The following is a 14,938-nucleotide window of genomic DNA, read 5'->3' on the forward strand; positions in this document are numbered from 1 at the left end:
CGGCGACATGCGTTTGCGAGGTTGTTGCCGTGATCGATCCCGATGGTTTCCGTCCCAATGTGGGGATCATTCTTACGAATGATGCTGGGCAGGTGCTATGGGCACGCCGTATCAATCAAGACGCCTGGCAGTTTCCCCAGGGTGGGATCAACCCCCAGGAGACGCCGGAAGAAGCTTTGTACCGTGAGTTGAATGAAGAAGTCGGGCTGGAGCGCGAAGATGTCGAAATACTCGCCTGCACCCGAGGCTGGTTGCGCTATCGTTTGCCGCAACGCCTGGTCAGGACGCACAGCCAACCACTGTGCATCGGCCAGAAGCAGAAATGGTTTCTCCTGCGCCTGATCTCCAATGAGCAGCGGGTGCGGATGGATTTGACCGGTAAACCGGAGTTCGATGGCTGGCGCTGGGTCAGTTATTGGTATCCGTTGGGCCAGGTGGTGACATTCAAGCGCGAGGTGTATCGACGCGCTCTCAAAGAGCTTGCCCCGCGCCTGCTGACGCGCGACTGACGACGGAGTTCGACCCCGAGCCATGCTCAATACGCTGCGCAAGATCGTCCAGGAAGTTAACGCCGCCAAGGATCTCAAGGCGGCGTTGGGCATTATTGTATTGCGCGTCAAAGAGGCCATGGGCAGCCAAGTCTGCTCGGTCTACCTGCTTGACCCCGAGACCAACCGTTTTGTGCTCATGGCCACCGAGGGCTTGAACAAGCGCTCCATCGGCAAGGTCAGCATGGCGCCCAATGAAGGCCTGGTCGGCCTGGTCGGCACGCGGGAAGAACCCCTGAACCTTGAAAACGCCGCGGACCACCCGCGCTACCGCTACTTCGCGGAAACGGGTGAAGAGCGCTATGCCTCTTTCCTCGGCGCGCCGATCATTCACCACCGCCGCGTCGTCGGCGTGTTGGTCATCCAGCAGAAAGAGCGCCGCCAGTTCGATGAGGGTGAAGAAGCCTTCCTCGTCACCATGAGCGCGCAACTGGCCGGGGTTATCGCCCATGCCGAGGCCACCGGTTCGATCAGCGGCCTTGGCCGCCAGGGCAAGGGCATCCAGGAAGCCAAGTTCGTCGGCGTGCCAGGTTCCCCGGGCGCGGCGGTGGGCACCGCAGTGGTCATGTTGCCGCCCGCCGACCTCGATGTGGTGCCTGACAAGGCCATCGCCGACATCGACGCCGAGCTCGGGTTGTTCAAGACCGCCATCGAAGGCGTGCGGGCCGACATGCGTGCCCTTTCGGCCAAGCTGGCGACGCAGTTGCGCCCCGAAGAGCGCGCGCTGTTCGACGTTTACCTGATGATGCTTGACGATGCGTCCCTGGGCAGCGAAGTCACCACGGTCATCAAGACCGGCCAATGGGCCCAGGGCGCGTTGCGCCAGGTGGTGACCGACCACGTCAATCGTTTCGAGTTGATGGACGACGCCTACCTGCGCGAACGCGCCTCCGACGTCAAGGACCTGGGTCGCCGGCTGCTGGCTTATTTGCAGCAAGAGCGCCAGCAGACCCTGGTCTATCCCGACAACACCATCCTGGTGAGCGAGGAGTTGACCCCGGCGATGCTCGGCGAAGTGCCGGAGGGCAAGCTGGCGGGCCTGGTCTCGGTGCTCGGTTCGGGCAACTCCCACGTGGCGATCCTGGCCCGGGCGATGGGCATTCCGACGGTCATGGGCGTGGTGGACCTGCCGTACTCCAAAGTCGACGGCATCCAGATGATCGTCGACGGCTACCACGGCGAGGTCTACACCAACCCCAGCGACGTGCTGCGCAAGCAGTTCGCCGACGTGGTGGAAGAAGAAAAGCAACTGTCCCTGGGACTCGATGCGCTGAAGGATCTGCCGTGCGTGACGCTCGACGGCCACCGCATGCCGCTGTGGGTCAATACCGGCCTGCTGGCCGATGTCGCCCGGGCGCAGAAACGTGGCGCCGAGGGCGTGGGCCTGTACCGCACCGAAGTGCCGTTCATGATCAACCAGCGCTTCCCCAGCGAAAAGGAACAGCTGGCGATCTACCGCGAGCAACTGTCGGCGTTCCATCCGCAGCCGGTGACCATGCGCAGCCTGGACATTGGCGGCGACAAATCCCTGTCCTATTTCCCGATCAAGGAAGACAACCCCTTCCTCGGCTGGCGCGGCATTCGCGTGACGCTCGACCACCCGGAAATCTTCCTGGTCCAGGCGCGCGCGATGCTCAAGGCCAGCGAAGGCCTGAACAACCTGCGCATCCTGTTGCCGATGATTTCCGGCACCCATGAGCTGGAAGAAGCGCTGCACCTGATTCACCGGGCCTGGGGCGAAGTGCGCGATGAAGGCACCGACGTGCCGATGCCACCCGTCGGGGTAATGATCGAAATTCCGGCGGCGGTGTACCAGACCAAGGAACTGGCGCGGCAGGTGGACTTCCTGTCGGTAGGCTCCAACGACCTGACCCAGTATTTGCTGGCCGTGGACCGCAACAACCCTCGGGTGGCCGACCTGTACGACTACCTGCACCCGGCGGTGCTGCAGGCCCTGCAGACAGTGGTCCGTGATGCCCATGCAGAAGGCAAGCCAGTGAGCATCTGCGGCGAAATGGCCGGCGACCCGGCGGCGGCGGTGCTGCTGATGGCGATGGGCTTCGACAGCCTGTCGATGAACGCCACCAACCTGCCGAAAGTGAAGTGGATGCTGCGCCAGATCAACCTCAGCAAGGCCCAGGAACTGCTGGCGGAGCTGATGACCATCGACAATCCGCAGGTGATCCACAGCTCCTTGCAGTTGGCGCTGAAGAACCTTGGGTTGGCGCGGATGATCAATCCGGCTTCGAGCAAGACGCTCTGAGCAAGAGCACCTGTGGCGAGGGAGCTTGCTCCCGCTGGGCTACGAAGTAGCCCCCGCTTTTATTGGGCGGGCTTCGCCCACCAGCGGGAGCAAGCTCCCTCGCCACGGGTTCCTTGCTGCATTCAAACGATTAGCTCCACCTCCCCCAAATGCCCCCCATGGGGCCCGAAACTGCGCTCGACCATCTGCCGCGTTCCATCGGCATGGACGATCAGCGCCGTGCTCGCCCGCGTCCCGTAGGCCGGGCTGGCGATAAAGACACTCGACAGCAGCATTTCCGTCGCCAGCCCCACACCAGTGTCCGGCAACTCGGCCACTGGGGTCGGTTGCGGATCGCTCAACAGCGCCAGCAAGGCCTGGGGGTGCGGGTCATGCAATACCTCACTCAACGCAGCCCGGGCCTTGAGCAACTTGGGCCAAGGCGTGTTCAGCCCAGCGTTCGACAAGCCATAGACCCCTTCAACCAACTGCTGAGGTCGGGCATCGCGTGCGTTGTAGTGCCACAGCTGCGTGCCGTCGCCAAGCAGCAGGTTGAAGCCGCCGTACTCGACGGCACGCGGCACCACATCGTTTAGATAATCAGCGATCGACAGATCCCCGATCAGGAACCGCGCCACCAGCTCGCCGCGAGACTTGAATGTTGGTAGCTGACCGGGGTCGCGGATGTTGGTCAGGGCCGCGAAGCGAGCGCCGGCACCTACGCCAAGCCACGTGCCGCCAGCCTCCAGATCACGACCGGCATGGACATGGGGCGCGTCGGGCCACTGGGCCAGGGGCAAGGTCGGTCGCGCGTAGAACTCGTCGCGGTTGGCCGCGACGATCAGCGGCTGGGCGTGGCCAGGGCGCCAGGCAAATACGATCAGGCACATCAGGTTGTCCTGTTATAGGAATAAAACCGAGCAGCGTTTTTGTGGCGAGGGGATTTATCCCCGCTGGGCTGCGAAGCAGCCCTAAAAGCCTGACATCTCGGTGTGCCAGGCTGATTGAGTTGACCGTTGTGGGGCCGCTTCGCAGCCCAGCGGGGATAAATCCCCTCGCCACAGAGATTCTGCGCAAGTCAGCTATGGGTCACTCTACCCATACATCACTGACGCATCCATCGCCTTCAGTGGAGCCGGATGCCCTCGATCCGTTACCATGCCGCTCTTATTTGCGATGGTCGAGGCAACGCTGGTGGAATTTGTGCTCTATCTGCTGCTCGGCGCCTGTGCCGGGGTGCTGGCCGGGCTGTTCGGCGTGGGGGGCGGCATGATCATCGTCCCGGTGTTGGTGTTCAGTTTTACCCTGCAGGGGTTCGATCCCCAGGTATTGACGCACCTGGCCGTGGGCACTTCCCTGGCGTCGATCATCTTCACTTCGGTGAATGCCGTGCGCGAGCATCATCGAAAAGGGGCCGTACGCTGGCAGATCTTTACCTGGATGACCGTCGGGATCCTGATCGGTGCCGGTTTCGGCGCGATTACCGCCGAAGCGATTTCCGGTCCGCACCTGCAAAAAATCATTGGTGTGTTCGCCATGCTCGTCGCCGCGCAACTGGCCTGGGATTTCAAGCCAAAGGCCAGCCGCACGGTACCGGGCAAGGTTGGCTTGTCCCTGGCCGGCACGGTGGTCGGCTGGGCCTCGGCGATTTTTGGCATCGGTGGCGGTTCGCTGACCGTACCGTTCCTGACCTGGCGCAGCGTACCGATGCAACAAGCGGTGGCGACTTCTTCGGCCTGTGGATTGCCCATCGCCCTGGTCAGTGCGTTAAGTTTCATGATTCTGGGGTGGCAGGATCCACTGTTGCCACCCCATAGTCTCGGTTTTGTGTATTTGCCGGCGCTGCTGGGCATCGCCCTGACGAGCATGGTCTTCGCTCGCGTCGGCGCGAGGTTGGCCCACCGTTTGTCGCCGCGCTTGCTCAAGCGGCTGTTCGCCGCCTTGCTGTTCAGCGTGGGCTTGAGTTTCCTGCTCTGACACAATCCTGGCTTAATCCCGAGGTGGCAGCGTCGCCCGGGAATTTTTGACGTTCATGAGGAATGCCCATGCTGCCTTACCCGCAGATCGATCCGGTGGCCCTGGCCATCGGTCCACTGAAAATCCACTGGTACGGCCTGATGTACCTGATCGGTATCGGTGGCGCCTGGCTGCTGGCGTCGCGGCGGCTCAACCGCTTCGACCCGACCTGGAACAAGGAAAAGCTCTCCGACCTGGTGTTCTGGTTGTCCATGGGGGTGATCGTCGGCGGACGCCTGGGCTACGTCCTGTTCTACGACCTGAGCGCCTATCTGGCCAACCCGACGTTGATATTCGAAGTCTGGAAGGGCGGCATGTCATTCCACGGTGGGTTCATCGGCGTGATGCTGGCGGCGCTGTGGTTTGGCAAGCGCAACAACAAATCGTTTTTCGAGCTGATGGACTTCGTCGCGCCGATGGTGCCGATCGGTCTGGGGGCCGGGCGCATCGGCAACTTCATCAATGCCGAGCTGTGGGGCAAGCCGACCGACGTACCGTGGGCGATGATTTTCCCACCGTTCAGTGACCCGTCGCAGTTGCCGCGCCACCCGTCGCAGCTCTATCAATTCGCCCTCGAAGGCGTGGCACTCTTCCTGATTCTCTGGCTGTTTTCGCGCAAGCCGCGACCGACCATGGCGGTGTCGGGCATGTTCGCGCTGTTCTATGGCATCTTTCGCTTCATCGTCGAGTTCGTCCGCGTCCCGGACGCCCAGCTCGGCTATCTGGCGTGGAACTGGCTGACCATGGGCCAGGTGCTGTGCCTGCCGATGATCATTGGCGGTCTGGCGCTGATCTGGCTGGCCTATCGTCGCGCGCCGGCTGCAGTGGCCAAGGTTTAAAAATTCGAACCCCGGGGCACGGCCTCGGGTTCAAGGACACAGGTAATCCATGAAGCAATATCTCGATCTGGTGGCCCACGTCATCAAGAACGGCACCAAGCAAGCCAACCGCACCGGCGTGAACACCATCAGCTTCCCCGGCGCCATGCTGCGCTATGACCTGAAGGAAGGCTTTCCCGCCATCACCACCCGCAAGATGGCCTTCAAGTCGGCCATCGGCGAGATGTGCGGTTTCCTCCGTGGCGTGAACAACGCCGCCGAGTTCCGCGCCCTGGGCTGCAAGGTCTGGGACCAGAACGCCAACGAAAACGCCCAATGGCTGGCCAACCCATTCCGCCAGGGCGAAGACGACCTGGGCGAGATCTACGGCGTGCAATGGCGCAAATGGCCGGCGTACAAACAGATCCCCCTGAGCAACCCGGCGGCCATCGAGCAGACGCTCGTCCAGGGTTACCGCCAGATCGCCGAGGGCGAAGAAAACGGCCAAGCCTACGTGGTGCTGTACAAAGCCATCGACCAGGTTCGCCAGTGCGTCGACACCATCATCAAGGACCCGGGCAGCCGGCGCATCCTGTTCCACGGCTGGAACTGCGCCCAGCTCGATGAAATGGCATTGCCGCCGTGCCATTTGCTCTACCAGTTCCACCCGAATGTCGAGACGAAGGAAATCTCCCTGACCCTCTACATCCGCTCCAACGACCTGGGCCTGGGCACGCCATTCAACCTCACCGAGGGCGCCGCGCTGCTGAGCCTGATCGGTCGCCTGACTGGCTACATGCCGCGCTGGTTCACCTATTTCATCGGCGATGCCCACGTCTATGAAAACCACCTGGACATGCTCAACGAACAGCTCACCCGCGAGCCGTTCCCGATGCCCAAGCTGGTGATTTCCGAGCGTGTACCGGAATTTGCCAAGACCGGCGTGTACCAGCCGGAGTGGCTGGAACAGGTGGAGCCGAGCGATTTTTCCCTGGAAGGCTACCAGCACCATGCGCCGATGACCGCGCCGATGGCGGTCTAAAAAACAGCACCCTTCCCTGTGGGAGCGAGCCTGCTCGCGATAGCGTCCTCACATTCAATACTTATGTGACTGATCCACCGCTATCGCCAGCAGGCTCGCTCCCACATTGGTTTTCCTTGCCGCTCAATGCCCATGGCTCCTGCCTACATGGGAATGCTCCACATCCGGCGCCACCGCGCCACTGACTTCCAGCCGCTGCAAAATCCCACATTGGTCCAGATCCGGCCCTTCGCCACAGCGATGGCGCAGGTCGATCAGTTGTGCCTGCAACGCCATCAGGCCATCGATGCGGGCCTTGACGTGATGGATGTGCTCGTCGATCAGTGCATTGACGCTTTCGCACTGGTCCTGGGGGCTGTCGCGCAGGGCCAGGAGGCTGCGGATTTCTTCCAGGGTCATGTCCAGGGTGCGGCAGTTGCGGATGAACGTCAGCCGCTCGGCATGGGCCTGGGTGTAGACGCGGTAATTGCCGTCGCTGCGGGCCGGCTCCGGCAACAGGCCCTCACGTTCGTAGTAGCGGATGGTTTCCACCTGGCAGTCGGTGATTTTCGCCAGTTCTCCGATTTTCATGATGCAGCCTCCGAAATAGGTGCTTGACCCTATAGTGGCTACAGGGTCTTTACTGCGCAACAGGTACTTTTCATGGACGTCCCCAATGAGCGATTCCCTTCACCTTCATAACCCCGACCACGGCCACGGCCACGGGCATTCCTGCTGTGCTGCGAAAGCAGCACCGTCGGTGGTCAACCTCGGCAAAACACCGACGGACGGTGCGCGGCTGAGCAGCTTTCGCATCCAAGCCATGGATTGCCCCACCGAGCAAACGCTGATCCAGAACAAACTCGGCAAGCTCGAAGGCGTGCAACAGCTGGAATTCAACCTGATCAACCGGGTATTGGGCGTGACCCATGACCTGCCCAGCGACGCCCCGATCGTCAAGGCTATCGAGTCCCTTGGAATGCAGGCGGAGCTGTTGTCCGATGGCCAGGAAAGACCCACCGCCAACCTGCCTGCCCCAGCGAAGCCCTGGTGGCCGCTGGCGTTGTCCGGCGTCACGGCACTGGCTGCCGAGGTGATTCATTTCACCAATGCCGCGCCGAACTGGGTGGTGGCGCTGGTTGCATTGGTCTCGATTCTCAGCGGCGGCCTCGGCACCTACAAGAAGGGCTGGATTGCCCTGAAAAACCTCAACTTGAACATCAACGCCTTGATGAGCATTGCCGTGACCGGCGCCGTGCTCATCGGCCAATGGCCGGAAGCGGCGATGGTGATGTTCCTGTTTACCGTGGCCGAGCTGATCGAGGCGAAATCCCTCGACCGGGCGCGCAACGCCATCAGCGGCCTGATGCAAATGGCGCCGGAGCAAGCCACGGTGCAACAGGCCGACGGCACGTGGCAGGTAGAGGACGTAAAAACCATCGCCCTCGGCGCAAGGGTGCGGGTTCGTCCTGGCGAGCGGGTTGGGCTGGACGGTGACGTGGTCGCTGGACGCTCGACCATCGATCAGGCACCCATTACCGGTGAAAGCCTGCCGGTGGAAAAAACCGTGGGCGACAAAGTGTTCGCCGGCACGATCAACCAGGCCGGCGAGCTGGAATACACCGTGACCGCCGTCGCCGACCAGTCCACCCTGGCGCGGATCATTCACGCCGTGGAGCAAGCTCAGGGTTCCCGGGCGCCGACCCAGCGTTTCGTTGATCAATTCTCGAAAATCTACACCCCGGCGGTGTTTGCCCTGGCCCTGGCCATGGCGGTCATCCCACCGCTGTTCATGGACGCGAGCTGGTTCGACTGGATCTACCGCGCACTGGTCCTGCTGGTGGTGGCCTGTCCTTGTGCGTTGGTGATTTCCACCCCGGTGACCATCGTCAGCGGCCTGGCGGCTGCGGCGCGCAAAGGCATATTGGTCAAGGGCGGCGTTTACCTTGAGGGTGGCCACAAACTCGATTATCTGGCTTTGGACAAGACCGGCACGATTACCCATGGCAAACCGGTACAGACCGATTACGTGCTGCTGGACCCGGCTCTGGAGACGGCGGTCCCGGCCCTGGCCGCCAGCCTCGCGGCGCGCTCAGACCATCCGGTATCCCAGGCGATTGCCGAGGCGGCTGTGGATAAAAACCAGCCGCAGCAGACTGTGGATAACTTTGCGGCGCTCCCTGGGCGCGGCGTCCGTGGCGACATCGGTGGCCAGACCTATCACCTGGGCAATCATCGCCTGGTGGAAGACCTTGGCCTCTGCTCCCCTGAGCTTGAAGAGAAGCTCTTCGCCCTGGAAAAACAAGGCAAGTCCGTGGTGCTGCTGCTCGACAGCACAAAACCCTTGGCGCTGTTTGCCGTCGCGGACACCGTCAAGGATTCCAGCCGCGAAGCCATCCGGCAACTGCATGACCTGGGTATCAAGACGGTGATGCTGACCGGCGACAATGCCCACACCGCCGAAGCGATCGCCAGGCAGGTGGGCATGGATCAGGCCCGTGGCGACCTGCTGCCAGAGGACAAGCTACACGCCATCGAAAGTCTCTACGCCCAAGGCCACCGCGTCGGCATGGTCGGCGACGGCATCAACGACGCCCCGGCGCTTGCCCGCTCGGAAATCGGTTTCGCCATGGCGGCGGCCGGCACCGACACGGCCATCGAGACCGCCGACGTGGCCTTGATGGACGATGACCTGCGCAAGATTCCGGCATTCATCCGGCTGTCGCGGCAGACCTCGAGCATCCTCAAGCAGAACATCGCCCTGGCGCTGGTCATCAAGGCGATTTTCCTTGGGGTGACCTTTGCAGGGCTTGCGACCATGTGGATGGCGGTGTTTGCCGACATGGGGGTGAGTCTGCTGGTGGTGTTCAATGGGTTGCGGTTGTTGCGCAAGTAAAAATTGCGCGCTGCCGAGACCAGACACCTGACCTGTGGCGAGGGGATTTATCCCCGCTGGGCTGCGAAGCAGCCCCAAAAGGCTGCAAACCCGGTGTATCAGGTTGAATGAGGTTGTTTTCTTTGGGGCTGCGGTGCAGCCCAGCGGGGATAAATCCCCTCGCCACATCTGACAGTACTCGGCCGCCTCAATCACGCTTCGGCTCGCGGATCTTGTACCAGGCCACGTACAACGCCGGCAGGAACAGCAGCGTCAGCAGCGTGGCGACGATGATGCCGCCGATCATCGCGTAGGCCATCGGCCCCCAGAACACTTCCCGGGCAATCGGGATCATCCCCAGGCTCGCCGCGGCAGCTGTCAGCAGGATCGGCCGGCGCCGATGCTCGGTGGCTTCCACCACGGCGTCCCACGGCTCGTAGCCGTCACGCTCATACTCATCGATCTGGGTCACCAGGATCACCGAGTTACGGATGATGATGCCGATCAGCGCTAGGATGCCGAGGATCGCCACGAAGCCCATGGGCGTGCCCGTCGGCACCAGCGCCAGCACCACGCCAATCAGGCCCAACGGCGCGACGCTCGCCACCAGAAACAGCTTCTGCACGCTGTGCAGCTGGATCATGAGGAACGTCGCCATCAAGAACAGCATCAGCGGCACAACGCTGGCGATTGGCCCTTGGGCCTTGCTGCTTTCTTCTACCGTACCGCCGGTGGCGATCTTGTAGCCCACTGGCAATTTGGCGGCGAATTTGTCGATGTCCGGTTGCAGTTGCCGCACCAGGTCCGTGGGCTGGATTTCATCGCGCACGGCGGCCTTGATGGTGATGGTGGGCTTGCGGTCGCGACGCCACACCAGCGGCTGCTCCAGCTCGTAACGCACCGTGGCGAAGGCCAGCAATGGAATCGACGTGCCGCTCGGGGTAACGATCTGCAGGTTCTGCAGGGTTTCCGGCGAGCCGCGCTCGGCGTCTTCGGCGCGCCCTACCACGTCGATCAGGTAGATATCGTCGTTGACCTGGGTCACCGGCGAGCCGCTGACGATGCTGTTCATCAGCCGGGCGACATCGTCCGAAGACAAGCCCAGTTGCCGCGCCTTGTCTTGGGCGATGTCGATGCGCAGCACTTTGCCTGGCTCGTTCCAGTCGTAGATGATTTCGCCGATGTGGGAGTTCTTGTCCAGCTCGGTGGCCAGCTCGATGGCGTGCTTGCGCACCTGGTCGATGTCCTTGCCGCTGACGCGATACTGGATCGGACGGCCCACCGGCGGGCCCATTTCCAGGGCCTGCACGTAGCTGCCAATGCCGACGAAATCCTCCCGCAAGCGCTTTTTCAGACGTTCGGTCAGGGCCGCGCGCGACTCCAGACCCTTGCTGACGATCACCAGTTGCGCGTAGTACGGATTTTGAAGCTGTTGGTCCAGCGGCAGATAGAAACGAATCGCGCCTTCACCGATGTAAGTACTCCAGCGCGCGATGTCCGGGTCATCCTTGAGGGTCGCTTCCAGGCGATCGACCGCCTTGCGCGTCTCGTCCATCGAGGCGTTCTGCGGCAGGTTGAGGTCCACCAGGATCTCTGGGCGGTCCGAGGACGGGAAGAACTGGTTCTGCACGAAGCGCATGCAGAACACCGCCAACGCAAACAGCAACACCGTGATGCCAATGGCCCACCAGCGATTGCGCATCGCCCACAACAGGCCACCGTTGAAGGCCCGACCAATGCGCCCCGGCTCGGCGCTGTGGGGTTTGATGTTGGTGCTCAGGATGTGCACGCCGATCACCGGCGCAAACAGCACCGCGACGATCCATGACACCAGCATCGCCACGGCAATCACGGCGAACAGGGTGAAGGTGTATTCGCCCGCCGAACTGGCGTTCAGGCCGATGGGCACGAAACCGGCCACGGTCACCAGGGTCCCGGTGAGCATGGGGAAGGCGGTCGAGGTATAGGCAAAGGTGGCGGCCTGGTCCTTGGTGTCGCCTTTCTCCAAGCGGGTGACCATCATCTCCACGGTGATCATTGCATCGTCCACCAGCAGGCCCAGGGCGATGATCAGCGCGCCGAGGGAGATCCGCTGCATGGTGATGCCGCTGTATTCCATGAAGACAAAAACCATCGCCAACACCAGCGGGATCGAGCAGGCCACCACCAGCCCCGCCCGGATGCCGAGGCTGATGAAACTGACGACGAGCACGATGATCACCGCCTCGAACAACGCGCTGGTGAAGCCGCCGACGGCCTCCTCCACCACTTCGGCCTGGTCCGACACCGTGTGCACGCCGACGCCCACCGGAAGGTCGGCGGTCAGTTCGTTCATGCGTGCATGCAGGGCCTTGCCGAATTCCTGGATGTTGCCGCCCTTCTTCATGGCGATGGCCAAGCCAATGGCCGGCGTGCCGTTGAAGCGGAACATCGGTGTGGCGGGGTCGACGTAGCCACGGCGGATATCGGCGATGTCGGCCAGTCGATAAAAGCGGTCGTTGAGTCGCAGGTTGACGTTGGCCAGGTCCTTTTCCGACTGGAACTGGCCCGAGGTGCGCACGGAAATCCGCTCTGGCCCGGCGTCGATCACACCGGCCGGGGTCACCGCGTTCTGCGATTGCAGGCTCTGCACCACTTGGCGCTGGTCGATTCCCAGCGCCGCGAGTTTGCGGGTGGAGAAATTCAGGTACAGCACTTCGTCCTGCTCGCCGACCATTTCCACCTTGCCCAGGCCAGGCACCTCGCGGATCTCGGCACGTACTTGCTCCACGTAGTCGCGCAACTGACGCATCGACAAGCCGTCGCCGGTGAAGGCGTACACCGAGCCATAGACGTCACCGAACTCGTCATTGAATCCCGGCCCTTGGAGGCCTTCCGGGAAATCGCCGCGAATGTCGTTGATCTTCTTGCGGACCTGGTACCAGATCTCGGGAATCTCTTCGGCGCCAGTGGTATCGCGCAGATAGACGAATACCGTCGATTCCCCGGGTCGGGTGTAGCTCTTCACATAATCGAGGGAGTCGAGCTCTTCGAGTTTTTTCTCGATGCGGTCCGTGACCTGCTTGAGGGTTTCTTCCTGGGTCGCGCCAGGCCAGCGCGTCTGGATGACCATGGTCTTGATGGTGAACGAGGGGTCCTCTTCGCGGCCCAGGTTCAGGTACGAAAACACGCCCATCAACAACGCGACGAACATCAGGTACCACACGAACGACTGATGCCGCAGGGCCCATTCCGATAAGTTGAAAGGCCCTTTCATCGTGCGTCCTCGTCGAGTTTCACTTTTTGCCCCGGCTGGAGGCTGTTCACGCCAGCGCTGACCACGCGGTCGCCGGGCTTGATGCCGTTGGCCACCAACACCGAGCCGTCCGACCGTTCCAGCACCTGCACGTCCCGTGGCGAAACCGTCTGGTCCTGCGGGTTGATCAGCCAGATTCGCGACTTGCCATCAACCTCTTGCAAGGCGCTGAGAGGCAGTTCGATGCGTGGCTCGATGGCCGAGCTCAGGGTCACGCTGATCGCCGTGCCCAGGCGAAATCCCGGTGGAGTATCGGTCAGCGTCAGGCGCGCGCGACGGGTGCGGGTGGCGCTCTGGGCCTGGGGCTCGATTTCGCGTACGATGGCCGTGGTGCGGGTCGCCGGGTCCAGTTGCGCGGCGACTTCGAACACCACGTCCTCGGGCAGGCGCTCGGCCAGCCCGGCGGGCAGGTCGATCACCGCTTCCTTCACGTCGGGTCGGGCCAGGGTCACTACTTGCTGGCCGGCGGTCACCACTTGCCCCGCCTCGGCATTCCAGGCCGTGACAACAGCGTCATGGTCGGTATGCAGCTCGCTGTAGTTGAGCTGGTCGCGGGCTTGCTCCACCGAGGCCCGGGCCTGCTCCAGGGACGCCGCGGTGGTTTTCAGGTCCGTCTGGGCGATGTCCAGTTGCGCCTGGGCACCGACCCCTCGGTCGAATAATTGTTGCTGCCGGCGAGCGTTGGCCTGGGCATTGATGTACTGCGCCTGGATCCGCGCGAGATCGCCTTGGGCAGCGCGCAATTGGTTCTGCTGATCAGTGGGATCGAGGGTCGCGAGCAGGTCGCCCTTCTTCACCTCGGCGCCGACATCGACGTTGCGGCTGGCAATGCGGCCCGGCACCCGGAACCCCACGTTGGTCTCGTAACGCGCCTGGATATTCCCCGCGAAACGTCCCAGCGCCTGTTGGTCCAAAGCCCGGACTTCGATGGACAACACCGGTCGCACCGGCTCCGGCGGCGCCTCTTCCTTCGAACAGGCGGCCAGCAGCAGGCCGGCCAAGACCATCCACAAGCGCTTCATGGCTGGGCTCCTGTCGGGGCTTTGGCGTGGTTGTTTTCGGCGATCTCGACGCGCACGCCAGGATGGAGCAGCTGCCCGCCGGCAATGATGACCTTCTCGCCGCCCTTGAGCCCGTCGCTGATGATGACCTTGCCGGTCAAGTAACGACCGACCGTGACCGTATGCAGTTGCGCCTTGCCCTCGTCGTCCACCAGCCACACGGCGGGCTCGCTGAGGTTCTTGGTCAGTGCCGACCAGGGCAGTTCCACGGCCGTCTTTCCGGCGGACTTGGCCGTGGCGCTGACCACGGATCCCAGGCGCATGCCTTCAGGCAAGTCATGAAGCGTGACCTTGACCTGCACGGTGCCGGTCTCGGCGGACACCGCCGGGGTGATCTCACGCACCGTACCGGTGGTCTTGATAGCAGGGTTGTCCAGCAGACTGATGGTGATAGCCGGGTCCGACGGCGGTTCGCGCAGCAGAGATTCATAGATGTTGAACACTGCGTCACGTTCACCGTCCCTGGCCAGGCTGAAGATCGGCTCGGTGGCCTGGACCACCTGGCCGACTTCCGCCTGGCGTGCCGTGATGATGCCAGGCGCCTCGGCGATCAGCGCGGTGTAGCTCAGCTGTTCGCGAGCATTGGCCAGTTGTGCCTGGGCCGCCGTCAGCGCGCTCTGGCTACTGCGCAGTTGAGCCTGGGCCGCGTCGTATTCACTCTGGCTGGTATAGCCTTTGGGCAAGAGCTTTTGCTGGCGCACGAAGGCGGCGGCGCTCTGCTTGACCCGCGCCTGTTCGGCGGCCACCTGGGCTTGGGCGGAGTCGACGTTGGTCTGCAAGTCGCGAGGATCGAGCCGGGCCAACACTTGCCGGGCCGAGACCCGGTCACCGACGTCAACCTTGCGCTCGATGATCTTGCCGCTCACGCGAAACGAGAGGTCGGCCTGAACGCGGGCCTGGACATCGCCGGTCAGCGTCACGGAGGCCGCGTATTCGCTGGGCGTGGCTTGCTGTATGAACACCCGTGGCAAGGCTTTTTCCTCGGGTTTTTTATCACCGCACCCCGTCAACAACGCACACACGCCCAAGCCAACAATCAATTTGATTCCGGGACCAGTCATG

At 62.6% G+C, this 14,938-nt stretch carries 11 protein-coding genes; 6 read left to right on the top strand and 5 right to left on the bottom strand.

Translation table 11 applies throughout. The features are described 5' to 3' along the window. Window positions 1-29: 29 nt before the first annotated feature. Window positions 30-509 (top strand): RNA pyrophosphohydrolase, encoded by a 480-nt coding sequence (locus tag DOCECA_RS21260; RefSeq protein ID WP_003186867.1) that lies wholly within the window; start codon window positions 30-32, stop codon window positions 507-509. A gap of 22 nt (window positions 510-531) precedes the next feature. Further along, window positions 532-2,811: a phosphoenolpyruvate--protein phosphotransferase gene (ptsP, locus tag DOCECA_RS21265; RefSeq protein ID WP_420766466.1), complete on the top strand. Its 2,280-nt coding sequence runs from the start codon at window positions 532-534 to the stop codon at window positions 2,809-2,811. 122 nt (window positions 2,812-2,933) lie between these two features. On the opposite strand, the gene DOCECA_RS21270 is transcribed toward ptsP, so the two are convergent. Then, window positions 2,934-3,680, bottom strand: coding sequence for an NRDE family protein (locus DOCECA_RS21270; protein ID WP_445571031.1), 747 nt, complete (start codon window positions 3,678-3,680; stop codon window positions 2,934-2,936). Between the two features lie 304 nt (window positions 3,681-3,984). Between DOCECA_RS21270 and DOCECA_RS21275 the strand changes: the two genes are divergently transcribed. The 3 genes from DOCECA_RS21275 to DOCECA_RS21285 all read left to right on the top strand — a co-directional run bounded on the left by DOCECA_RS21275 (window position 3,985) and on the right by DOCECA_RS21285 (window position 6,666). Beyond that, window positions 3,985-4,767, top strand: coding sequence for a sulfite exporter TauE/SafE family protein (locus DOCECA_RS21275; RefSeq protein WP_434564166.1), 783 nt, complete (start codon window positions 3,985-3,987; stop codon window positions 4,765-4,767). Between the two features lie 68 nt (window positions 4,768-4,835). Continuing rightward, window positions 4,836-5,645 (top strand): prolipoprotein diacylglyceryl transferase, encoded by an 810-nt coding sequence (gene lgt, locus DOCECA_RS21280; protein WP_420766468.1) that lies wholly within the window; start codon window positions 4,836-4,838, stop codon window positions 5,643-5,645. A 49-nt stretch (window positions 5,646-5,694) separates the two neighbouring features. After that, window positions 5,695-6,666 (top strand): thymidylate synthase, encoded by a 972-nt coding sequence (locus DOCECA_RS21285; protein ID WP_434675719.1) that lies wholly within the window; start codon window positions 5,695-5,697, stop codon window positions 6,664-6,666. A gap of 123 nt (window positions 6,667-6,789) precedes the next feature. On the opposite strand, the gene cadR is transcribed toward DOCECA_RS21285, so the two are convergent. Next, window positions 6,790-7,236, bottom strand: a complete 447-nt coding sequence (cadR, locus tag DOCECA_RS21290) for a Cd(II)/Pb(II)-responsive transcriptional regulator (protein ID WP_420766470.1) — start codon at window positions 7,234-7,236, stop codon at window positions 6,790-6,792. An 85-nt stretch (window positions 7,237-7,321) separates the two neighbouring features. Between cadR and DOCECA_RS21295 the strand changes: the two genes are divergently transcribed. Next, window positions 7,322-9,541 (top strand): heavy metal translocating P-type ATPase, encoded by a 2,220-nt coding sequence (locus DOCECA_RS21295; RefSeq protein ID WP_445571032.1) that lies wholly within the window; start codon window positions 7,322-7,324, stop codon window positions 9,539-9,541. A gap of 187 nt (window positions 9,542-9,728) precedes the next feature. Here DOCECA_RS21295 and DOCECA_RS21300 read toward each other — a convergent pair whose 3' ends face one another. The 3 genes from DOCECA_RS21300 to DOCECA_RS21310 are packed head-to-tail and all read right to left on the bottom strand — an operon-like array spanning window position 9,729 to window position 14,937. Next, window positions 9,729-12,776 carry an efflux RND transporter permease subunit gene (locus DOCECA_RS21300; protein ID WP_445571033.1) on the bottom strand — a complete coding sequence of 1,016 codons (3,048 nt, stop codon included), beginning with the start codon at window positions 12,774-12,776 and terminating at the stop codon, window positions 9,729-9,731. Then, the gene (locus DOCECA_RS21305) at window positions 12,773-13,837 is read right to left on the bottom strand and encodes an efflux RND transporter periplasmic adaptor subunit (protein ID WP_420766473.1); all 1,065 of its coding nucleotides are present in this window, start codon (window positions 13,835-13,837) and stop codon (window positions 12,773-12,775) included. Before DOCECA_RS21305 ends, DOCECA_RS21300 begins: the two co-directional genes overlap by 4 nt. Beyond that, complete coding sequence (locus tag DOCECA_RS21310; RefSeq protein ID WP_445571034.1) at window positions 13,834-14,937, bottom strand: efflux RND transporter periplasmic adaptor subunit; 1,104 nt, start codon at window positions 14,935-14,937, stop codon at window positions 13,834-13,836. The genes DOCECA_RS21305 and DOCECA_RS21310 overlap by 4 nt, the downstream gene beginning before the upstream one ends. Window position 14,938 lies beyond the last annotated feature (1 nt).

This window comes from Pseudomonas sp. E102 (genome assembly GCF_052660185.1).